The organism is Nocardiopsis alba (assembly GCF_000710955.1).
Taxonomy (GTDB): domain Bacteria; phylum Actinomycetota; class Actinomycetes; order Streptosporangiales; family Streptosporangiaceae; genus Nocardiopsis; species Nocardiopsis alba.
Window position 1 is genome coordinate 155,626 of record NZ_BAZE01000005.1, and the last position, 22,078, is coordinate 177,703.

General features: G+C 70.5%; 16 protein-coding genes. 8 read left to right on the top strand and 8 right to left on the bottom strand.

Going from position 1 to position 22,078, the window contains the following annotated elements; all coding sequences use genetic code 11:
* Positions 1–27: 27 nt before the first annotated feature.
* Positions 28–2,871, bottom strand: a complete 2,844-nt coding sequence (secA, locus tag TR33_RS11325) for a preprotein translocase subunit SecA (protein WP_042283051.1) — start codon at positions 2,869–2,871, stop codon at positions 28–30.
* 315 nt (positions 2,872–3,186) lie between these two features.
* On the opposite strand from secA, the gene TR33_RS11330 reads away from it, so the two are divergent.
* The gene (locus TR33_RS11330; RefSeq protein ID WP_234305826.1) at positions 3,187–3,702 is read left to right on the top strand and encodes an HGxxPAAW family protein; all 516 of its coding nucleotides are present in this window, start codon (positions 3,187–3,189) and stop codon (positions 3,700–3,702) included.
* 143 nt (positions 3,703–3,845) lie between these two features.
* On the opposite strand, the gene hpf is transcribed toward TR33_RS11330, so the two are convergent.
* From hpf to mtrA, 5 genes are all read right to left on the bottom strand, one after another.
* Positions 3,846–4,520, bottom strand: a complete 675-nt coding sequence (gene hpf, locus TR33_RS11335) for a ribosome hibernation-promoting factor, HPF/YfiA family (protein WP_014910965.1) — start codon at positions 4,518–4,520, stop codon at positions 3,846–3,848.
* Positions 4,521–5,341: 821 nt separating this feature from the next.
* Positions 5,342–6,178, bottom strand: coding sequence for a ComF family protein (locus TR33_RS11340; protein WP_017533519.1), 837 nt, complete (start codon positions 6,176–6,178; stop codon positions 5,342–5,344).
* Positions 6,179–6,262: 84 nt separating this feature from the next.
* Positions 6,263–8,167 (bottom strand): LpqB family beta-propeller domain-containing protein, encoded by a 1,905-nt coding sequence (locus tag TR33_RS11345; RefSeq protein WP_042283053.1) that lies wholly within the window; start codon positions 8,165–8,167, stop codon positions 6,263–6,265.
* On the bottom strand, positions 8,164–9,930 hold the full coding sequence (gene mtrB, locus TR33_RS11350) for an MtrAB system histidine kinase MtrB (protein ID WP_014911551.1): 1,767 nt from the start codon (positions 9,928–9,930) through the stop codon (positions 8,164–8,166). The genes TR33_RS11345 and mtrB overlap by 4 nt, the downstream gene beginning before the upstream one ends.
* Positions 9,931–9,946: 16 nt before the next feature.
* Positions 9,947–10,624: an MtrAB system response regulator MtrA gene (gene mtrA / locus TR33_RS11355; protein ID WP_014908694.1), complete on the bottom strand. Its 678-nt coding sequence runs from the start codon at positions 10,622–10,624 to the stop codon at positions 9,947–9,949.
* A gap of 446 nt (positions 10,625–11,070) precedes the next feature.
* Between mtrA and TR33_RS11360 the strand changes: the two genes are divergently transcribed.
* The 6 genes from TR33_RS11360 (at position 11,071) to TR33_RS11385 (ending at position 18,776) form a co-directional block, all read left to right on the top strand.
* The gene (locus TR33_RS11360; RefSeq protein WP_042283055.1) at positions 11,071–12,492 is read left to right on the top strand and encodes a DUF7847 domain-containing protein; all 1,422 of its coding nucleotides are present in this window, start codon (positions 11,071–11,073) and stop codon (positions 12,490–12,492) included.
* Positions 12,489–13,139 carry a DUF4129 domain-containing protein gene (locus TR33_RS11365; RefSeq protein ID WP_026124814.1) on the top strand — a complete coding sequence of 217 codons (651 nt, stop codon included), beginning with the start codon at positions 12,489–12,491 and terminating at the stop codon, positions 13,137–13,139. Before TR33_RS11360 ends, TR33_RS11365 begins: the two co-directional genes overlap by 4 nt.
* On the top strand, positions 13,136–14,356 hold the full coding sequence (locus tag TR33_RS11370; protein WP_042283056.1) for a DUF4350 domain-containing protein: 1,221 nt from the start codon (positions 13,136–13,138) through the stop codon (positions 14,354–14,356). The genes TR33_RS11365 and TR33_RS11370 overlap by 4 nt, the downstream gene beginning before the upstream one ends.
* Before the next feature lie 75 nt (positions 14,357–14,431).
* The gene (locus tag TR33_RS11375) at positions 14,432–15,415 is read left to right on the top strand and encodes an AAA family ATPase (RefSeq protein ID WP_014912556.1); all 984 of its coding nucleotides are present in this window, start codon (positions 14,432–14,434) and stop codon (positions 15,413–15,415) included.
* Complete coding sequence (locus tag TR33_RS11380) at positions 15,415–16,713, top strand: DUF58 domain-containing protein (protein WP_042283059.1); 1,299 nt, start codon at positions 15,415–15,417, stop codon at positions 16,711–16,713. Before TR33_RS11375 ends, TR33_RS11380 begins: the two co-directional genes overlap by 1 nt.
* A 59-nt stretch (positions 16,714–16,772) precedes the next feature.
* Positions 16,773–18,776 carry a tetratricopeptide repeat protein gene (locus TR33_RS11385; RefSeq protein ID WP_042283061.1) on the top strand — a complete coding sequence of 668 codons (2,004 nt, stop codon included), beginning with the start codon at positions 16,773–16,775 and terminating at the stop codon, positions 18,774–18,776.
* On the opposite strand, the gene TR33_RS11390 is transcribed toward TR33_RS11385, so the two are convergent.
* Positions 18,773–19,765 (bottom strand): stage II sporulation protein M, encoded by a 993-nt coding sequence (locus TR33_RS11390; protein ID WP_014911288.1) that lies wholly within the window; start codon positions 19,763–19,765, stop codon positions 18,773–18,775. The two genes, TR33_RS11385 and TR33_RS11390, sit on opposite strands and share 4 nt — an antisense overlap.
* 117 nt (positions 19,766–19,882) lie before the next feature.
* Between TR33_RS11390 and TR33_RS11395 the strand changes: the two genes are divergently transcribed.
* The gene (locus tag TR33_RS11395; protein WP_042283065.1) at positions 19,883–20,791 is read left to right on the top strand and encodes an RDD family protein; all 909 of its coding nucleotides are present in this window, start codon (positions 19,883–19,885) and stop codon (positions 20,789–20,791) included.
* Positions 20,792–20,801: 10 nt separating this feature from the next.
* Here TR33_RS11395 and ahcY read toward each other — a convergent pair whose 3' ends face one another.
* On the bottom strand, positions 20,802–22,064 hold the full coding sequence (gene ahcY / locus TR33_RS11400; protein WP_014908260.1) for an adenosylhomocysteinase: 1,263 nt from the start codon (positions 22,062–22,064) through the stop codon (positions 20,802–20,804).
* Positions 22,065–22,078: the final 14 nt, after the last annotated feature.

A 22,078-nucleotide genomic window follows, 5' to 3' on the forward strand; every position in this document is an offset into this window, starting at 1 on the left:
GCGCCCGCGCGCGTGGATACGGAACCGCTACTTGGTGGCGGGGGCTCCGTGGCACTTCTTGTACTTCTTGCCCGAACCGCAGGGGCAGGGCTCGTTGCGCGAGGTGCCCGCGTACTCGTCGGCGGTCTCGCTGTGGCGCTCGACCGTCCCGTCCTCGCTCGGAGCCGAGTACTGGAGACGCTCGGGCTGTCCCTCGCCGAAACCGGGGACGACGACGTCCTCGGCGGGCTCCGCCTCGGTCTCGGGAGAAGCGGCCTCGGCGGCCTCGGTGTCCTCGTCCACGGCCGTGGCCACGGCGGTCGCGCCCGAGGCCCCTCCGACGGAGGTCGCGGTCTGCGCGGCCGCGGCGGCGGTGAGAGAGGGCTCCTGCTTCTTCTGGACCTGGACCTCGACGTTGAAGAGGTAGCCGACCGACTCCTCCTTGATGGCCTCCAGCATCTGCTGGAACATGTCGAAGCCCTCGCGCTGGAACTCGATCAGCGGGTTGCGCTGGGCCATCGCACGCAGGCCGATGCCCTCCTGGAGATAGTCCATCTCGTAGAGGTGCTCACGCCACTTGCGGTCCATCACCTGGAGGATGACGCGACGCTCGACCTCGCGCATCGCCTCCTCGCCCAGGTCGGCCTCACGCTTGTCGTAGGCGCTCTTGGCGTCCTCGACCACGCGCTCGGCGATGAGCTCGGCGGTCAGCGAGTGCAGGTCACCGTTCTCCTCGATGAACTCGTCGACGGTGAACCCGATCGGGTAGACCTGCTTGAAGGCCCGCCAGAGCTTGTCGAGGTCCCAGTCGTCGGCGTCGCCGCGCGAGGTCTCCTCGACGACGTAGCCGCGGAGCACCTCCTCCAGCATCTCGACGACCTGGTCGCGCAGGTCCTGTCCCTCCAGGACCTTGCGGCGCTCGGCGTAGATGACCTTGCGCTGCCGGTTGAGGACCTCGTCGTACTTGAGGACGTTCTTGCGGATCTCGAAGTTCTGCGTCTCGACCTGGCCCTGAGCGGAGGCGATCGCCTTGCTCACCATGCCGGACTCGATCGGCTGGTCGTCCGGGATGTTCAGCTGGTTCATGAACACCTCCAGACGGCTGGAGTTGAACAGACGCAGCAGGTCGTCCTGGAGCGACAGGTAGAAGCGGGACATGCCCGGGTCACCCTGACGACCGGAACGGCCTCGAAGCTGGTTGTCGATACGACGCGACTCGTGGCGCTCGGTGCCCAGCACGTACAGACCGCCGGCCTCGACGACCTTCTCGTGCTCGGTCTCGAACTCCTTCTTGGCCTTGGCCAGGGCCTCCGGCCAGGCCTTCTCGTACTCCTCCGGGGTCTCCAGCGGGCTCAGGCCCCGCTTCTGGAGCTCCTCGTCGGCGAGGAAGTCGGGGTTGCCGCCCAACATGATGTCGGTACCGCGACCGGCCATGTTGGTGGCCACCGTGACCGAACCCAGCTTGCCCGCGCGCGCGATGATCGCGGCCTCACGGGCGTGGTTCTTGGCGTTGAGGACCTCGTGCGGCACACCCTCGCGCTTGAGCATCCGAGAGAGCAACTCGGACTTCTCGACGCTGGTGGTACCGACCAGGACGGGCTGTCCGGCCTCGTGACGCTCGGCGATGTCCTCGGCCACGGCCTGGAACTTGGCGTCCTCGTGCTTGTAGACGACGTCCTTGACGTCCTCACGGATCATCGGCTTGTTGGTGGTGATGGGCACCACGCCGACGCTGTAGGTCTGGGAGAACTCGGCCGCCTCGGTCTGAGCGGTACCGGTCATGCCGGCGAGCTTCTCGTAGAGGCGGAAGTAGTTCTGGAGCGTGACCTTGGCGAGAGTCTGGTTCTCGTCCTTGATCTTGACGCGCTCCTTGGCCTCGATGGCCTGGTGCATACCCTCGTTGTAGCGGCGACCCGCCAGGACACGACCGGTGAACTCGTCGACGATGAGGACCTCACCGTCCTTGACGATGTACTCCTTGTCCTTGCGGTACAGCTCCTTGGCCTTGAGGGAGTTGTTGAGGAAGCTGATCAGCGGGGTGTTGACCGCCTCGTAGAGGTTGTCGATCCCCAGCCAGTCCTCGACCTTGGCAACACCGGACTCGGTGATGCCGACGGTGCGCTTCTTCTCGTCGACCTCGTAGTCCTCGTCCTTCTTCAGACGAGGAGCGATCTTGGCGAACTCGGAGTACCACCGCGAGTTCTGCTCGGAGGGCCCGCTGATAATCAGCGGGGTGCGCGCCTCGTCGATGAGGATGGAGTCGACCTCGTCGACCAGGGCGAAGTAGTGCTCGCGCTGGACCGTGTCCTTGAGCGAGAGCGCCATGTTGTCGCGCAGGTAGTCGAAACCGAACTCGTTGTTCGTTCCGTAGGTGATGTCGGCCTGGTAGGCCTTGCGGCGGGCGGTGGTGGTCATCTGGGGACCGACCACGTCGACTTCGAGGCCGAGGAACTGGTAGACGCGACCCATGTTCTGGGCGTCACGTCGGGCCAGGTAGTCGTTGGTGGTGATGACGTGGACGCCCTTGCCGGCCAGAGCGTTGAGGTACACCGCGAGGGTTCCGGTCAGGGTCTTGCCCTCACCGGTCTTCATCTCGGCGATGTTGCCCAGGTGCAGGGCGGCGCCGCCCATGATCTGCACATCGAAGTGGCGCTGGCCCAAGGTGCGCTTGGCCGCCTCGCGGACGGTCGCGAAGGCCTCCGGGAGGAGGTCGTCCAGGGACTCGCCGTCCTCGTAGCGGTCCTTGTACTCCTGGGTCAGACCGCGCAGCTCCTCGTCACTGAGGTCGACGAAGTCGTCCTCGAGGAGGTTCACCTGGTCCTTGTACTTCTTGAGCCGGCGCAGGATCTTACCTTCACCCGCGCGCAGGAGCTTGTCGAGTATGCCTGGCACTTCCTATGCGCTCCTCGCAGATCGCGGTCGGCTCCACCCGAGGCGGAGAGACGGGTCGGGCCCGCTGACCGTGCTTCCGTGGCCACGGAGGTCAGGGGGAATCCTGGGTCCTCGGGCCTACATCCTAGAGGACCGTGGCCCGATTCCCGCCCTCTTGCCGAACGAGTGGAACGGGGGCGGATGTTCCCGCCCTTTTCTCAATATTTGTGCAGAGTCGCGCATTTCACCGGGTAGTGCAATGGGTGAAGGAGCGTTCCATGCGGTGCTCCGTCCCGCGGTGACGCTCGACGACGCAAGCGCGACCGGGGGGACGACATGCGTGGGGGAAGAAGGCACGAGGAGCCCAAGAGCGCGGAGGCCGGGGACCGGGAGACGTCGTTCCCCCGCACTCCCGCCGAGGTGATCGAGACGGTGGTCGAGGGGACCCGCCGCACCCCGCCCCGGCCCAGCGAGGAGATCGACCCGGCGCTGGTCTGGGAGGGGCACCGACCGACCGACGACGAGCAGGATCGTCGGGGACACATCCGGGGCTTCCAGCGCCAGGGGGGTTCGCTGGCTCCGAGCAGCGGCCACCGGGGCCGCGCGGCCTCCTGGGTCGGGGTGGCCCTCGCCTTCATAGGGTTCGCCCTGGGCGGTCTGGGCATCGTCCTGGGCGGTTCGGTGGTGCTCCTGGTCATCGGAGCGGCCCTGATGGTGATCGCGCTGGTGGTGGCGGTGTCCTGCGACATCCTGAGCGACGTGGTCCTCGACCCGCCCCGGGACGAGCCGGAGGAGCCGCACCAGACGCCGTTGCACCGGATCAAGCGCTCCGCCGACACCTATCGCGCCTGACCTCGAAGGACGGGCCCGCGTGCCCGGGGGCGAGGCACGCGGGCCCGTCCGCGCCGATCGCGGCGGACCCTGTTCCGGTCCGCCGCGATCGGCCTTCGAGGTGGTCCCGTCCCGATCGGTCACCGGGACGGGATGGGATGGGGTCAGTCCGTCAGGCGCAGGACACCGTAGTCGAAGCCCTTACGGCGGTAGACGACGCTCGGGGTGTCCTTGACCTCGTCGTGGAAGAGGTAGAAGTCGTGCCCGATCAGTTCCATCTCCATCAGCGCCTGGTCGATGCTCATCGGCTTGGCCCGGTGGACCTTCTCCCGCACGATCACGGGAACGTCCCCTTGGGTGTCGAGTTCGACGAACTCGCCGGAGAAGCGACCGTCGACCTCGACGCCGTCGATCTCCTCCTCCCCCTCGCGCTGGGCCGGGGGTGCCGTCGTGGTGGTCGTCGGGGCGAATGAGGCCAGGTCCCCGGGGAGATCGGCGGTCGCGGCCGCCACGGAGACGGGAGTACGGCTGCCACGGTGGACCTTGCGGCGATCCGCGGCCTTGCGGAGACGGGCCTCGATCTTGTCGATGGCCAGGTCGAGGGCGCCATGACGATCGATGGAGGCGGCCTCGCTCCTGATCACGGGTCCGTCCGAGTGGATGGTCAGTTCAACCCGCTCGCGGACGTCGGCGAGCTTGGGGTTGCGCTCCTGGGACACCTCCACATCGACGCTCATGCCCTTGCGCTCCCACTTGGAGAGCCTGTCGAGCTTGTTCTCGACGTGCTGTCGGAACTTCTCACTCACACCGGTGCGTCGACCTTTGACGATGATGTCCATAGGACCCCCTTCATCGCGTGGCCGTCGTGAAGGCGACGGCCAGGCTGGCTCTGCTCCCCTCCCGTGGCGAGGAGGGGTATGACGCGTCGGCCCCCTTCCGTCGGTGCCCGGCCTCGGCCGGGGCTCGGCTCGCTTGGAAGTGCGTATACCCATCGGAGGCGGGGTCATCACCCGCCCCGCGTACATGTTTGCCCAGGTCCCGTGAGTTGCGAATAAGGACTTTCATCGCGTTTGAGATGGAAAGCCCCACAGAGGAACGGAAAACGGTCTCCGGCCCCCACCGGAGGCGGGAGGGCGTCGTCGCCCGGACCTCGCTGTGGAGCGCGTCACGGCCGGGGACGGCCCCGGAACAGGGGGGTCGGGGCGCGGCGAAAGACCGTGTGGGGGCCCGCACCCCCGGAGCCGTGGCTCCGGGAACGACGAACCCTCGCACGTCGGCATGCCACCCGTCCGGCCGACCTGGTCTTCGTCCCCACATCCGCCTGCTGAGAGTGTCGCCGCTCTTGAACGCGACTACTGCTCTTCTCCCTGTCATGAGGGACATCGGGACCCTCAGTGGGGCAGGACTTACCTCTAAGGCGCACCGTGATCGGTCGACGAAAAGTCGCCTTACGTGGGCCGTTTCGCCTGCGCCTGGCATCGGCTTGCCGGCGAAGTCCTCCGGTGTTCCCGGAGGCTTCGAATGTCCGGCGCAACCACGGACCCGGACGGGTGCCATACCTGGACCGTAACCTGTCCTGGCCCGTCTGTCAGGTAGTGAAGAGGGCCTCGGGCAACCGAAAATCATCGTCAAGCCTTACAAATAGGCACTTTTCGCCTGTTCAGGGGGCTTTGTAAAACCTTCTTTCCGGCCTCGGATCCGATCGGCCGGCCGATGTAGGACGCCGGCCCGAAGGCCGGGCCGACCGTTCCCGTTCGGCCAGGACCACCGCGCCGATCACCCGCGCGCCCTCCTCGCGCAGCGCGCGGGTCGCCTCCAGAAGCGTCGCCCCGGTGGTGAGCACGTCGTCCACGACCACGACCCTGCGCCCTCGTACGTCCACGACACCACCGGATCGGCTCCGCGGCCCCCGGGCGCGGCCCCGATCGGATGGAACGACCTCGAGGGTCCCCACCCGGTTGGCCAGACGTTCGGCCCGCCCCAGTCCGACCTGGCCGCGCGCCGTGTGGCGGTACCGCAGGACGGGGGCGACCCCGAGGGTGGCCCGAGGGCCCGAGTACAGGACGCACGCGCGCGCCAACCGGGGCACGGCTCTTCGAGGGGCACCGCCTCGACGGCCCGGGACCGGGACCAGGAGAACGTCCGGCCCCGTGCGGCGGGAGGCCAGCAGGGTACGGGCCAGCCGCTCCCCCAAGGGGCGCAGCAACCGGACGTCGCCGTGCTCCTTGTAGGCGAGCAGAACACGTCGCTCGCGACCGGCGTGGCCTCCGGCCGCCCACACCGGTGGGCACCCCGCGCGCGGCGCGCAAGGGCGCGGACCGCGTGCCAGCAGCGTCCGGCAGTCGGGGCAGAGAGGTCCCTCCGTCCCGCCACAGCCCGCGCAGAGGGAGGGCAGTAGGAGGTCGAGCAGGGCCGTGGCGAACGTGAGGAGGAGGTCACGGACCCGGAGCGCGTACCGTCCGGGCCACCGACGCGCGAACACGGGTTCGTGGTCCATGTTCCCAGGATCGGTGTTCGGCGTCCGTCCCGCCGGCCCCGTTCCGGGATCTGTGGACAACGTCCCCGCCCCGACCCCCGGGCGTCAGCCCGGGAAGGTCGGCGACCCGCCCTCGACCACGTTCTGCCAGTTCAGCGGATCGTTGGAGGCCCAGATGTTGCCGTCGTCGGAGCCGGCGAGCAGAGGTTGCCCCGGGGCTCCCGAGATGGTGACCATCCCCGCCGCCGGGGTACCGGCGCTGGCCGCCGGGCTCCCTCCGTCCAGGGACACCAGAAGGGCCTGCGGGGCACCGCCCTCGCGGCTGCCCAGTACGACGAGCTGATCGCTCGAACGCCAGGCCACGTCGATGAGGTCCTCCACGCCCCGGCCCAGGGCGATGAAGGCGTCCACCGTGACCTGGCCGTCCCCGTCCCGGGACACCCGTCCCACCTTCAGGGAGCGCTGCCCGTCCTGTTCGGTGATGACCGCGGCCCGGGTGCCGTCCCGGGAGATCTGGAAGCTGACCAGGGAATGGTCCCGCAACCCGTTGACCTGGACCCGGGCCACCTCGTCCCCGTCTCTCAACACCCACAGAGTGCTGTCGCCGGGTTCGGGCGGCTCCTCCGTCCCGCTCCCACTGAGGTTGGGGTCCCCCTCGGCGTCGGAGGCGTCCTCGGATTCCTCGTCGTCGTCCCCGTCCTCCTCGTCCCGGGTCTCCTCGACCACCCACAGGTCGCCGTTGATGTCCCAGGACAGATCGGTGAACAGGCCCTCGTCGAGCACCTCGTCGGTCCGCGCTCCGGGGCTCACGAAGCCGGTGACGACCTCACGGCCGCCCTGGGTGATGCCCGCGATGGTGCTCTCGTCGATGGAAACCGCGAACCTCTCCAGCCGCACGTCGCCCCGGCCGAGCGGACCGGGGACGGGCTCCACGTCGCCGAAGCTCTCCGCGCTCCAGTCGGAGGCGGACCAGAGCTGCCCCTCCTGCGTGTAGTAGGCGCGGATACCGCTGGAGATGGCCCCGGGGCTCACCCTCGACCACAGTTCGCTGCCCGGTCGTGGGCGATCGGCGCTGTCCCCGTCGGAGTTGGGGAAGGAGACGTCCTCGCCATCGATCTGGAGGGTGAACTCCTGGACCTCGGGAAGCTGGCGCAGGGTCCAGGCGATCTGGGCCCCCATCGCGTACTCGTCGGGGTCGGAGACGCCGCGGATGTCGATCACGGCGCGTTGGGAGTCGATCTCCAGATCCACCCGAGCGCCTTCGGGGAAGGCCGATTCGACGGACGGCGAGAGCCAGTCGGTGGGGCCGGAGATGAGCTTGCGGAGCAGGCGTTCGGCCAGTTTGTCCGTGCTCACGGGCAGGTAGACCGGGTCGGGGACCAGGGCCGTCCCCTCCGGGTTCAGGTAGTACAGGTTGAACGGCCTGTGCGTGCGTTCGACGTCGAGTTCGCTGAGGAGCAGTTCGTCGGGGAGGTCCTGGATCCGCCACTCGCCCTCGGGGTCCTCGTTCTCCCGGGCCAGGGTGAAGGTCTCGTCGAGGAGGGCCGCCCCGACCTGGGTCGGGACGTACTTGCCGCTCTCGTCGATGTCGGCCACCAGGTTGCTGCGCACCCGGACGGTCGCGGTGAGGCCGTCGGCGGAGATGTCGGCGTCGAAGTCGGCCGAGTCCAGGTCGTTGAAGACCCGGACCGCCCCGTTGGGCGACCAGTCCTCGGCCGTCGGCGGCAGCATGTAGCTGCGCGCGGCCTTGTGGTCGTCCTCGAAGCTGCCCATGTCCTTGAGGAAGCCGTCGACCAGCCCTTCCGGGGCCACACCGGGTTGGGGGCCCGCCGGAAGGAGACGCACATAGCCGTCATAGGGGTCGCCCGAGACGTCCCCGCCCTCTCCGGGGACCACCGGACCGGTCATGGGGATGGTCGCGCAGGCCGTCAGGGACACGCAGACGGACAGACAGACCGCGATGGTACGCGTGATCACGGTGGGTCTCGCCGACCCCGCCTTGTGCGTCACAGGGCCTCCTCGTCGTCGGTCCCTCCCCGCGCCTTGGCGGACTGGTCTCCCATGGAGGTGAAGTTACGGCCCAGGGCGATCTCCGGCGGCACCAGCGGCAGCGGCGATCCGCGCAGCTCGGCCCCCGAACGTCGGGGCAGGGACAGGCGGAACTGGGACCCCTGACCGGGCATGCCCCAGGCCTGGAGCCAACCGCCGTGCAGGGTGGCGTCCTCCTTGGCGATGGACAGCCCGAGCCCGGTACCCCCGGTGGTGCGCACACGGGAGTAGTCGGCCCGCCAGAAACGGTCGAAGCACAGGTGCTCCTCCCCCTCCTTCAGACCCACGCCGTAGTCGCGCACGGCGACGGCGATGGCGTCGCGGTCCCCCGCGGCGGCGACCACCACGTCCCGTCCCTCGCTGTGCTCGATCGCGTTGACCACGAGATTGCGCAGGATGCGGTTGATCCGTCGGGTGTCGAACTCCGCCAGGCAGGGCTCGGCCGGAAGCCGGAGGACGACCTTGATGCCGCGCCGTTCGGCGATCTGCTCGGCGTCGCCGACCGCCTTCATCACCGAGTCGCGGATGTCGGCGGACTCGATCCCCAGGGTGGCGGCCCCGGCGTCGTGGCGGCTGATCTCCAGCAGGTCGGAGAGGAGTTCCTCGAACCTCTCCACCTGGCTCTGGAGCAGTTCCACCGAGCGACGGTGGGAGGTGTCCAGTTCCTCCCGATCCTCGAAGAGCAGGTCCCCCGCCATCCGAATGGTCGTGAGGGGGGTGCGCAGTTCGTGCGAGACGTCGGAGACGAACTGGCGCTGGACCTTGGACAGCTCCTCCAGCTCCTGGATCTTCTCCTGGAGGTTGCCCGCCATGTCGTTGAAGGACATCGCGAGCCGGGCCAGGTCGTCCTCGCCGCGCACGGTCATGCGTTCGGTGAGGTCGCCCGAGGACAGACGTTCGGCGGACTGGGCCGCGGAGCGCACCGGCGTGACCACCTGACGGGTGATCATGAAGGCGATCAGTCCGAGCAGGATCACCAGCAGGACCGCGATCAGCGCGACCGTGTTCTGGAGCAGGTCGAGGATCTCCTGCTCGTGCTGGAGCGGGAAGACGTAGTAGAGCTCGTAGGCGTGGGTGAGCTGGGCGCCCACGACCAGCGCCGGCTCGATCGATCCGTCCTCGGTCTCGATCCGCGTGTACGTGTGGTACTGCTGATCCGGTGTCTCGGAGAGCCGGATCTGTTCGACCAGACGATCCGGGATGCTCTCGTCGACCGTCTCCTCGTCGACGGTCGCCCAACCGCGCTCGTCGCTCACCGACGGCAGGATCACCACGCCGTACAGTCCGGTCTCGCCGCTGCGGCTGGTCAGCTCCCGGGCGATGTCGTTCAGGAGCCGTTCGCGGTCGCTGCTCTCGTCCTCGCGGAGCTCGGCCAGCGCGTAGCCGAGCCCGGCCCGGTGGTCGTTGACCGCGGCGCTGGTCTTGGCCTCCAGCAGCCCTCCGCGCACCTCGGAGATGAGCACGTAGCCCAGACCCGCCATGACCACCAGGGACAGCACCAGGGTGGTGCTGATGACCCGGAGGTAGAGCGAGCGACGCCAGTTGGTGTGCACGACGCTCACCAGGGCGCGTGCGGCCCGCTGCGCGAGGAAGTAGGCCCGGGTCAACCCCGTGGTCTGTTCCCGGCGCCGTCCCCCGGCCTCGGACAGCCCTCCGGAGGACGGGACGGACCGCACCCCTTCGGGGTCGGCCGCCCGCCCCTCCTCGGGTTCGGACACGGTCATAGGGAACCCGGCCGGATCAGGCGGTACCGGCCTTGTAGCCGACGCCGCGAACGGTCACGACGACCTCGGGGTGCTCCGGGTCCTTCTCGATCTTGGCGCGCAGGCGCTGGACGTGGACGTTGACCAGGCGCGTGTCGGCGGCGTGGCGGTAGCCCCAGACCTGCTCCAAGAGCACCTCGCGGGTGAAGACCTGGCGCGGCTTGCGGGCCAGGGCGACGAGGAGGTCGAACTCCAGCGGGGTGAGGCTGATCTGCTCGCCGTCACGACGCACGGCGTGACCGGCGACGTCGATGGTGATGTCGCCGATCTGGAGCACCTCGGGAGCGGGCTCCTCGGTGCGGCGCAGTCGAACGCGCACGCGGGCCACGAGCTCCTTGGGCTTGAAGGGCTTGACGATGTAGTCGTCGGCCCCCGATTCCAGGCCCAGAACGACGTCCACGGTGTCGCTCTTGGCGGTGAGCATGACGATGGGCACGCCGGACTCGGCGCGGATCTGACGGCAGACGTCGATGCCGTCGGCCCCGGGGAGCATCAGGTCGAGGAGGACCAGGTCGGGCTTGGTCTCGCGGAAGGCCTCCAGGGCCTTGTCCCCGTCATGGACGAACGAGGGCTCGAACCCCTCACCCCGCAGCACGATCCCCAGCATTTCGGCGAGGGCGAGGTCATCGTCGACAACCAGTACACGTCCCTTCATCGGTGTGTCCGGCACCGGGTGTCCGTCACCGCCTCGTGGGCGGAGAGCCCGGCGCCTACTCCTCTCTCCTGGAACACTCAAGACTGCGTCAGTGATTCGGTGCCCCTGGTTCCCCGGTCCGGGGAGCCGGGGAACCGGGTTTCGTCCTCTCCAACCTTGCCGGCTTCCGGCCCGGTAGGAAGAGCGATCAACGGCGTTGGGCCCTTTTGGACCGTTTTCGGCCACCGGCCGTGTCGTTCCTGTCCAGGAGAACCTGGAAAGCTCTACGACTTGGCCACTTGGTAACAGAAAGCATACAAAAGGAATGAAGTGCGTCGGTTGTCCTGGGCCACACTCCACACCCGCTGAGGAGCGGTGGAGCCGGCCGGTAGGTTGGTTTCCGATAGTTCAGAATTCGCGCGAAAATGCTCGCGCCGAGTAACCGAGCCTCACGGAGGGCGGGACGGATGACCCAGGAGGACGACCACCGGGACACCTCCGGGCGGACCCCGGACGGGACCGAGCGACAGGGGTCGCCCGAATCCGGGGAGTCCGGGGCCTCGTCCGAGGGCTGGGCCGCTCCCGGAGGGACCACCCCGCCGCAGGACGCCCCCCGATCGCCCGCGACGCCGGACCCCACGCCTTCTCCCTGGCAGGACCGCCCCGAGGCCGCCGGTTACGGGCCGCCTCCCGGGCAGGCCCCCTACGACCCCTATCCCGGACAGCACCAGGCCCCCGGATACGGATACCCCCCGCGCGGAGAGGGCGCGTACGGACACGCCCCCGGCGGCCAGGGACACCCCCCGCACCACGCGGGCCCTTACGGCCCCCACCCCGGCCAGGGCCGTCCCATGGCGCCCAAGCCCGGTGTGGTCGCGCTCCGTCCCATGAGCCTCGGCGACGTCTTCAACGGGGCGTTCGGCTACATCCGCAACAACCCGAAGACCACCATGGGCCTGGCGATCATCGTCATGGGGCTCGCGAGCATCCTGAGCACCATCGGGTCCACGCTCTTCCTGGACGACTACACCGCGTTCCTGGACGAGCTCACGGCCGACCCGTACGCGGTCTCCCCCGATGACCCGATCTTCCCGTTCTCGCCCCTCTCCACGGCCCTGGTCTACCTCGGCTCTCTGATCACCTACCTGGGCGGGGCCGTCCTGCTCGGCCTGTTGGCCGCGGTCATCGGCATGTCCGTGCTCGGCCACAGGCTCACCCCCAAGCAGGCGTGGGAGGCCGCGCGCGGACGGATCGGGGCCGTTCTCGGTCTGTCCCTGATCAAGCTGGTCATGCAGCTGGTCCTCGGCGTCGTCTTCTTCCTCGGAATGTTCCTCGCCCTCTTCGTCGGCATCATGGCCGGCGTGGCGGCCGGAGGCGACGAGGGCGTCCTGATCGGCATCGTCGTGACCCTGGCCGTGGCCCTGTTGACCCTGGCCGTGGTGGTCGCCCCCGCCGTGTGGATCTGGGTCCGGCTCTACTACGCCATGCCCGTGGTCGTGCTGGAGCGGATCGGCCCCTTCAAGGCCATGGCGCGATCCTGGCGACTCTCCCGGGGAAGCTGGTGGCGCACCCTGGGCTACTGGCTCCTGGCCATGCTCATCGTCATGGTCGTGCAGATGGTCCTGAACACCCCGGCCGCCATCGTCAGCGGCGGGATCGCCTTCCTCGCCCCCGAGGCCGCCTGGGGCGTGATCGTGTCGGCCGCCGTCACCTACGTGGCCACCGTCCTCCTCTACGCGATCACCCAGCCGTTCGTGGCGGGTGTGAACACCCTGCTCTACATCGATCTGCGCATGCGCCGCGAGGGGTTGGACCTGCGGCTGCACCAGGCCGCCCAGCGGGGCGAGGGGGTCGGACCGGAGATCTACCTGCCGGAGCGGAGCGCATGACACTCCCGATGATCGTCCCCCTGGAGACGACCGGGGAGGAGGGCCGCCGGCGTGCGATCCAAGAGCTCTCCGACCCCCTGTACCGGGGGAGGGAACCCTCCTTCCTCGACCGCTTCATCGCCTGGCTGGACGAGATGCTGGGACGCCTGGTCATGGCCGGAGACGGCGTGATCCCCGGCTGGGTGTGGGCCCTGATCATCCTCGTGGTCCTCCTGGTCCTGATCGTCGCGCTCATCGTCTTCCTGCGCCCCTCCCGCTCCCGTCGGGCCGGCGCTCCCGTGCACGAGGGCACGGTCCTGTCCGCCGCCGACCACCGCGCCGCCTCCGACCGGCACGAGGCCGCCGGCGAGTTCGCGGAGGCCGTCACCGAACGGCTGCGCGCCATCAGCGTGGACCTGGAGGAGCGGACGATCGTCTCCCCCCGCCCCGGCCGCACCGCGACCGAACTCGCCGACGAGGCGTCCTCGACCCTCCCCGGCGAGGCCGAGGCGCTGCGCGAGGGGACCCGTATCTTCAACGACGTGGTCTACGGCGACCGCCCCGCCACCGCCGAGTCCGCGCGGACCCTGCGGGAACTGGACGTCCGTCTCGCCGCGGCCCGCCCCGCGAACGCCGGGGCCACGACCGTCGAGGAGGAGCGCCGATGACGATCTCCGCACCGCCGGAGGCGCCCCCCGCCCCCGTCCGTCCCGGCCCGGACACGACGGTCCGCCGCCTGTGGCGCGCGTTCCGCTTCCCGGTCATCCTGCTGACCGCCCTGTCCGTGGTGGCCGTCCTACTGTCGCTGGGCGCCGAGCGTTTCCCCGACGGACTCCTGGAACCGGACTCCCCCTCCCCCGACGGCACCCGTGCCTTCGCCCGGATCCTGGGTGAGAGGTCCGATGTCACCGTGGTCCGTGACTCCGGGGCCGCCGTGGACACGGTGGAGCGGGCCGGGGAGGACACCGTCCTCCTGGTCTTCCTCGACCACCGTCTGCTGCCCGAGGAGCTCGACACCCTCTCCGAACTGGGCACGGACACCGTCCTCGTCCAGCCGTCCCTGCGTTCGCTCGCGGCCTTCGCCCCCGGCACCGACGTGACCGGCCGAGGCGAGGCCTCGGAACCGGTGGCGCCCGAGTGCCCCCTGCCCGCGGCCGAGGCCGCCGGAGACGCCAGGATCGGCGGGACGCCCCGGTTCGACCGTGAGGCGTCCACGGAGCTGTACTCGGTCGCCGACGGGGTGGTCTCCCAGAGCTGTTACCCCGGCCGGAACGGCTCCGCCCTGGTGAGGGTCGACTCCCCGCACGGTGGCGCCACCACCGTGCTCGGCAGCGGCACCTTCCTCACCAACGACGCGCTGGACTCCGACGGCAACGCCGCTCTGGGGCTGAACCTGGCCTCGGCCGAGAACGTCGTGTGGCTGCGGCCCGACCCGCCCACCCAGGTCGGCGGGGCCACCATGTGGGAGCTGCTGTCGAGCGGACTGCGCTGGTCCCTCCTCCCCCTCGTGCTGACCCTGGCCCTGCTCGCCCTCTGGCGCGGTCGGCGTATGGGAGCGCTGGTCCCGGAGTCGCTGCCCGTCGTGGTGCGCGCCTCCGAGACCACCGAGGGCCGGGCCCGGCTGTACCGTTCCCGACGGGCCCGCGACCGGGCGGTGGCCGCTCTGCGCGCCGGCTTCCTGGAACGCGCGGTCCCCCGGATGGGGCTGAACTCCGACTCCGGACCCGACGCCGTGATCGCGTCGCTGGCCGCACGGACCGGCGAGGACCCCGGCACCCTGGGCCCGCTGCTGTACCCGGGCCCGACGGACCCGTACTCGGCGGACGACGAGGCGATGCTGCGGCTCGCCGACACGTTGGACGGGCTCGCCCGGAGGCTGCGGTGATCCGGGTCCGCGCGGGCCGTACCGCGCTCCCCCCACAGACCGGAATCGACAAGGGATCAGAGAGGTAGACGGCACGTGAGCGCCTTCACACCCGAGGCATCGCCCTCCGCCGAAGAGGCACGGGCGGCCCTGAACGCCCTGCGCCGCGAGGTGGCCAAGGCGGTCGTGGGCCAGGACGAGACGGTGACCGGGCTGGTCGTGGCACTGCTGTGCCGTGGCCACATCCTGCTGGAGGGTGTGCCCGGTGTCGCCAAGACCCTGCTCGTGCGCACGGTCTCCGCGGCCCTGTCCCTGGACCACAAGCGGGTCCAGTTCACCCCCGACCTCATGCCGGGCGACGTGACGGGTTCGCTCGTCTACGACCAGCACACGGCGAAGTTCGAGTTCATGAAGGGCCCGGTCTTCACCAACCTGCTGTTGGCCGACGAGATCAACCGGACCCCGCCCAAGACCCAGGCCTCCCTGCTGGAGGCCATGGAGGAGCGGCAGGTCACCGTCGAGGGCAGCCCGATGGCGCTCCCCGACCCGTTCATGGTGGCCGCTACCCAGAACCCGGTCGAGTACGAGGGCACCTATCCGCTGCCCGAGGCCCAGTTGGACCGTTTCCTGCTCAAGGTGACGATCCCGCTGCCCGAACGCGCCGCCGAGATCGACATGCTGGGGCGGCACGCCGCGGGCTTCGACCCCGGTGACCTGGCCGCGGCCGGGGTGACCGCCGTGGCCGGCGCCGCCGAGCTGCGCGCCGCCCGTGAGGCGGCCGCCCGGGTCCGTGTGGCCCCGGAGGTCCTCGGCTACATCGTGGACCTGTGCCGGGCCACCCGTTTCTCCCCGTCCCTACAGCTGGGCGCCTCGCCGCGTGGTGCCACCGCGCTGTTGCGGACCAGCCGCGCGTGGGCGTGGCTCTCGGGCCGCGACTACGTGACCCCCGACGACGTCAAGGCCCTGGCCAAGGGCACCCTGCGGCACCGGATCGGGCTGCGTCCCGAGGCCGAACTGGAGGGGGCCACCACGGACGGGATCCTGGACGGCGTGCTCGCCTCCGTCCCGGTGCCGCGCTGATGGTGGTCACCGGCCGGGCGGCCCTGCTCGCGCTCCTGGCGACGGTGGCGGTGGCGATCTCCGGCCAGATCGGCTCCACGGTCACCGCCATCGCCGTGTCCCTGGTGGTGCTGATCGTCGTGGTGGACGTGCTGGCGGCGACCTCCCCGGCGCGGCTGGTCCTGTCCCGGGAGGGCGACACCTCCGTGCGTTCGGGCGATTCCGCGTCGGTGTCGGTCCTGATCGCCAACCCGACGGGGCGCCGGCTGCGCGGTTCGGTACGCGACGCCTGGCCGCCGAGCTCGCACGCCTCGCCGCGCTCTCGTGAGCTGCTGGTGGCCCCCGGCGAGCGTCGACGGGTGACGACCACGCTCACGCCCTCCCGGCGTGGTGACGCGCGCTCCGCCGGAGTGACGGTGCGCAGCGTCGGCCCCTTGGGCGTGGCCGGGCGGCAGCGGACACTCCAGGCCCCCTGGACGGTGCGGACGCTCCCGCCCTTCCACAGCCGCAGGCACCTGCCGGGCAAACTGTCCCGGCTGCGCGAGCTGGAGGGCCGCCACACCGCGATGGTGCGGGGCCAGGGCAGCGAGTTCGACTCGTTGCGCGACTACGTGCCCGGCGACGACGTGCGTTCGATCGACTGGCGCGCCACCGCCCGGGACGACGGGGTGGTGGTGCGGACCTGGCGCCCCGAACGGGATCGGCGCGTCCTCATCGTGCTGGACACCGGCCGGACCTCGGCGGGGCGGGTCGGAGACACCCCGCGCCTGGACCACTCCATGGACGCCGCGCTGCTGCTGACCGCGCTGGCCGGCAAGGCGGGCGACCGGGTCGACTTCATGGCCTACGACCGTGCCGTCCGGGCCCGGGTGAAGGCCTCGGGCAAGGGCAGTCAGGTGCACCGTGTCGTGGAGGCCATGGCGCCGTTGGAGGCCGCCCTGGTGGAGTCCGATCCGGCCGGGATGGTCGGCTCCGTGATGACCCAGGGCCGCAGCCGTCGACTGGTGGTGCTGCTGACCGACCTCAACGCGGCCGCCTTGGAGGAGGGGCTGTTGCCGAGGCTTCCCCTGTTGTCCTCGCGCCACCTGCTCCTGGTGGCGGCGGTACGGGACCCGAAGGTGGCGGAGATGGCCGCCGAACGCGGGGACGCCGACGCCCTCTACCGGGCGGCCTCGGCCGAACGCACCCTGAGCGAGCGGCACCGGATCACCGCGGAGTTGCGCCGGGCGGGGGCCGAGGTGGTCGACGCCGACCCCGAGCGGATCGCTCCGGCGCTGGCCGACGCCTACATCGACCTCAAGGCCCAGGGCCGCCTGTAGGCGCTCTCCCGAGGGGCGCTCTTCCGACGGGGAGGGCGCCCCTCGTGCATCATGGGCGTATGGCCTCTCCCCCCGAAGCCCACAACACCGCGCACGGCGACCTGTACGGGGCGCTGGTCCAGGCACGTGACATCCACGGCGGGGTGACCGTGCACCTGCCTCGCGACACCTCGCCGATCGTGGACGTGTCCCTGGACCCGCCCCGCCTCGCGACCTCCGTCCGCGGACGCTCCGACCTGCTGTCGAGGCTCTGTCAGGCGATGGAACGGGGGTCCTCGATCCCGCACGTGCTGACCGGACCCGGCGGGTTCGGAAAGACCACCGTGGCCGCGGCCCTGGCCGAGCACGCCCGTGCGCGGGGGCGGGCCGTGTTCTGGGTACGCGCGGACGCGATCACGCCGAGCATGCTGGAGATCGCCGTGGAGTTGGCCGCCGCCCCCGAGGAGATCGACCGTCTCAAGGCGGCTCCGAAGGCGGCGACACGCTGGGTGTGGCGGCACCTCGACCGGTCCCCCACCCCTTGGCTGCTGGTGGTCGACGACGCCGACCGACCGGAGGAACCGGACCCCGACCATCGCCCGGGCGAGCGGCTCGGTTGGATGCGTTCGAGCCCGAAGGGGTTCGTCCTGGTCACCAGCAGGCTGGACGACGCCGGCCTGTGGGCGCCCGCCGAGATGCTCCGGGTCGGCCCGCTGACCGGCGAGGACGCGAGCGCCGCCCTGACCGAGCACGCGAGGGTCCCGGAGCTGTCGGGGGCCGACGCGCTGGCCGAGCGGCTCGGCGGGGTCCCACTGGCCCTCGCCCTCGCGGGGCGCGTCCTGGCCACCCACGGTGTGCTCTTCCCCGACGCTCGTTCCCTGCTGGAGCACCTGGACGAGAACATCGCCGGCATCGACGAACTGGCCGGGCCCCTCTCCCCCGGACCGGTCGACGAACGCCGGCTGCTCTCGGGTGTCTGGGAGCTGTCCCTGCGTCTGGTCGGCGAGCGCCACCCCCGGGCGGTCCCGCTCCTGCGCGCGTTGTCGTTGCTCGGGGCCCGGGGGCGGGCCGTGCCCCTGTGGCGGGTCCCGAGGTGCGGGATGTCCGACGCCTCCTTCGCCCGCGCCGTCGACGCGCTCGTGGTCCACGGGCTGGTCGGGGTCGAACGCACGGACGAGCGGACCTCACTGCTCCTGCACCCCCTGATCTCGGAGACGGTGCGCGCGGGCCTGGGCGAGAACGACGCCCCCTTGGTGTCGGAGGTGGAGCGGCTCTTGGAGGAGCAGGGCGAACGGGACCCGTGGTTCGAGCTGGACGCCCTCACCTCGCTGGCGTCCCTGGCCGGCCGAGCGCCGGCGCTCGGCTCCGGCTTCCGGGTCCGGGTGGGGCTGGGGGCCGCCCGCGCACGTCTGCGCCTAGGACGTTTCGAGGACGCCGAACGGACCGCGACGGCCGCTCTGCGCACCGCCGAGGGGGCGTTCGGCGCCGACCATCCGCTCACCCTCCATTCCCGGCACCTGCTCGCCGAGAGTCTGCTCTTCCAGGACCGTGTCGAGGAGGCCGAGCGGGGCTACCTGGCGCTGCTCGCGGACCGGGAGCGGGTGCTCGGCGCGGACCATCCGCGCACGCTGGACACGCGTCACCAGATCGCCCTGGTGGCGGGGGCGCGCGGGGAGTGGAGGAAGGCGCTCGCCCTGCACGAGAGGGTGTTGGAGGCGCGGCTGCGTGAGCAGGGGGCCGAGGCCGACGAGACCCTGGCCTCGATGGACGCCCTCGGGTACGCGGCGCTGCGGCTGGACGACCTGGACACGGCGGAGCGCCTGTTCGACCGGGTCCACGAGGTCCGTCTACGGCTTCTCGGGGACGAGGAGCTCCTCACCCTGAACGCGGACTACAAACGCGGCCTGGTGGCGTTGCGACGCGAGCACCGTCCTCGGGCGAGGGAGATCTTCCACCGGGTCATGGAGGGGCGGGCACGGATCCTGGGCCCCGACCATCCTCAGACCCGGCTGGCCCGCGACCGGATGAGCGAGTCCTTCGTCGACCCCGGAAGGGAGTTCCGCGGATCGGGGGCCTCCGGCTAGGCCACGGGGACGGCGGCGGGGGCGTCGGCGATGTCGCCGGTCTCACCCTCCTCGTAGGCCTTCCGACCGACGGTGAACACATAGAGGAAGAACAGCACCTCGGCGACCACGCCGATACCGATGGCGGCCCAGGTGTTGGTGATCCAGCCGGTCACCAGGCCCTCGATGAGCCCGGAGATGAACAGGACCACCACCAGGCCCAGGGCCACCGCGATCGCGGCCCGGGCCTCCTCGCCCAGGGCGCGCATACGGGTCCGATCCCCCGGGGAGATGATGGACCAGCCGATCCTCAACCCCACGCCTCCGGCCACGAACACCGCCGTGAGCTCCAGCAGACCGTGCGGGAGGATCAGCGCGAAGAACACGTCGCCGCGCCCCAGCGCGAACATCATGCCCCCGGCCGATCCGATGCCGATCGCGTTGACCAGCAGCACCCAGAGGGTCGGCAGGCCGAGGAACACCCCGAAGATGATCGCCTGCGCGGACACCCAGGCGTTGTTGGTCCACACCTGGGCGGCGAACGAAGCGGGCGGTGTCTCGACGTAGTAGTTGGCGAACTCGTACTCGACGTACCGGGCGATGTCCTCGGGGGTACCGAGCGCGGCGAGGGCCTCGGGGTCGTTCGCGATCCACACACCGACGGCGGTGGCGACCAGCACCGTGCCCGCGCTGACGCCCAGCCACCACCAGCGCAGACGGTAGAGGATGCCTGGGAAGACCCGGGTGAAGAAGGAGCCGACGTCGGCCCATCCGGAGGAGTGCGAACCGGTCACCGCCGAACGGGCACGGGCCACCGAAGAGGACAGTCGCCCGGCCAGTACCGGGTCCTGTCCCGAGCTGCGCACGACCGACAGGTGCGTGGAGACCCGCTGGTAGAGCTCGACGAGTTCGTCGATCTCCTCACCTGAGAGCGAACGGCGCCCGCGCACCAGTTCGTCCAGCCGTTGCCACTCTCGCGCGTGAGCCGCCGCGAACACGTCGATATCCACGTATCGGACACTACTGGATCGTCATCGGAGCTTCGCGGGCGATGCGAACACGGCCCGCCGACGCCGGGTAATGTCGGGGGGAACGTGACAGAACACCCGGCGAGGGAGTGTGTACTGGTGTCCTACCCCGGCGGCGGCGCGACCGGAGACGACGTGTACGGCACGACGCCGTTGGTCACCGGGGACGCGGTCGTCCTGGAGCTGCGTCCGGCCGGGTTCGTCACCCGTATCGCGGCCATGGCCATCGACGGCATCCTCCAGATCGTCATGATCATCATGGTGATGGTCGTGATGATGTGGGTCGGTACGTCCCTGGACACGGCGGCGACCGCCGCCCTCGGTCTGGCGCTGCCCGTCCTCATCATCGTCGGTTATCCGACCGCGTTCGAGACGATCTCGCGTGGCCGGACCCTGGGCAAGATGGCGTTGGGACTGCGTGTGGTCGGCACCGACGGTTCGCCCGTGCGCTTCCGGCAGGCCCTGGGCCGCGCCCTCTCCGCCTCCGTGGAGATCTGGGCGTCCTCCGGTCTGATCGCCCTGCTCACCTCGATGATCAACCCGAACGGCCGTCGGGTCGGCGACTTCGTGGCCGGGACGATGGTGGTGGAGGAGCGCACCGGAAGCCGCCGGGACGTGGAGATCCCCATGCCGCCGCAGATGGCGGCCTGGGCCGCGGCGGCGGAACTGTCGCGTCTGGCCCCGGAGACCGCCAACGCCGCCCGCCAGTACGTGATGCGCTATGGGGAGCTCGCCGAGCACACCCGCCACGAGATGGGTTCCCGGTTGGCCGACTCGGTCGCCTCTCAGGTGAGTCCGCCGCCGCCTCCCGGAACCACGCCTCCGGTCTTCCTGGCCGCCGTGCTGGCGGAGCGGCGTCGGCGCAGTCTGGAGTCGTTGCGCGGCGCCTCGGTCCCGCGTTCCCCGTGGGAGGGCGCCCCGCATGCCCCGGGCCCGTGGTCGGCGTACCAGGGCGGGCCTCAGGGCCCCGGCGGCCCCACCCCGCCCCCGCCGCCCTACGGCCGATGATCCCCCGAGGTCAGGGGCGCCAGGAGTTCAGGTAGGACTCCTGCTCCGGGGTGAGCGTGTCGATGCCGACCCCCAGAGCGGCCAGTTCCAGGCGGGCGACCTCGTGGTCGATCTCCTCGGGCACCTCGACGACGCCCGGTGAAAGGTCGGTGTGCGTCCGGGCCAGCCACTCGGTGGTCAAGGCCTGGACCGCGAAGGACAGGTCCATGACGGCGGCGGGGTGTCCCTCCGCGGCGCCCAGGTTGACCAGACGCCCTTCGGACAGCAGGAGGATGCGACGGCCGTCGGCGAACACGTACTCGTCGGCCTGTTCGCGCACCCCCCGGTCGACCGAGACCGCGAGGGAGTCGAGGGCGTTGAGGTCGATCTCCAGGTCGAAGTGGCCGGAGTTGGCGAGGATCGCCCCATCGCGCATCGACTCCAGGTGCTCTCGACGGACCACGTCGCGATTCCCGGTGGCGGTGACGAACACGTCGCCGAGGTGGGCCGCGACGTCCATGGTGGTGACCGTGTACCCCTGCATGACGGCGTCCAGGGCCTTGACCGGATCGACCTCGGTGACGAACACGTTCGCGCCCATGCCGCGGAAGCGTTCGGCCAGGCCTCGGCCGCAGTAGCCGTAACCGGCCACCACCACCGTGCGTCCGGCCAGCAGCGTGTTGGTGGCGCGCAGCACCCCGTCCACCGTGGACTGCCCTGTGCCGTAGCGGTTGTCGAACATCCGCTTGGTACGGGTGTCGTTGACCGCGACCATCGGAAGTCGCAGCTCCCCCTCGGCGCTCATCCGGCGCAGCCTGATCACACCGGTGGTGGTCTGTTCACAACCGCCCAGGACGCCCTCCAACAGGTCGGGCCGGTGGCTGTGCGCCGTGTTGACCAGATCGCAGCCGTCGTCCAGGAGCAGATGGGGGCGGGACTCCAGGACGGTGACCAGGTTGCGGTCATAGGCGGCGGTGTCCATACCGGCCCAGGCGTGCACCGCCACACCGTACTCGGCGACCAGGGCGGCCGCCGTGTCGTCCTGGGTGGACAACGGGTTGGAGGCGGCCAGCCAGACCTCGGCGCCCCCGGCGCGCAGGACGCGGAGCAGGTTCGCCGTCTCGGCGGTCACGTGCAGGCAGGCCGCCAGGCGCAGACCGGCCAGGGGGCGTTCGGCCGCGAAACGTTCACGGACGCTGCGCAGCGCCGGCATGGAGCGTTCGGCCCAGGCCACACGGCGGACCCCGGCCCCGCTGAGGCCGAGGTCCGCCACCTCGTGTGAGGGGAGTGTCATCTCCGGAGGAACTC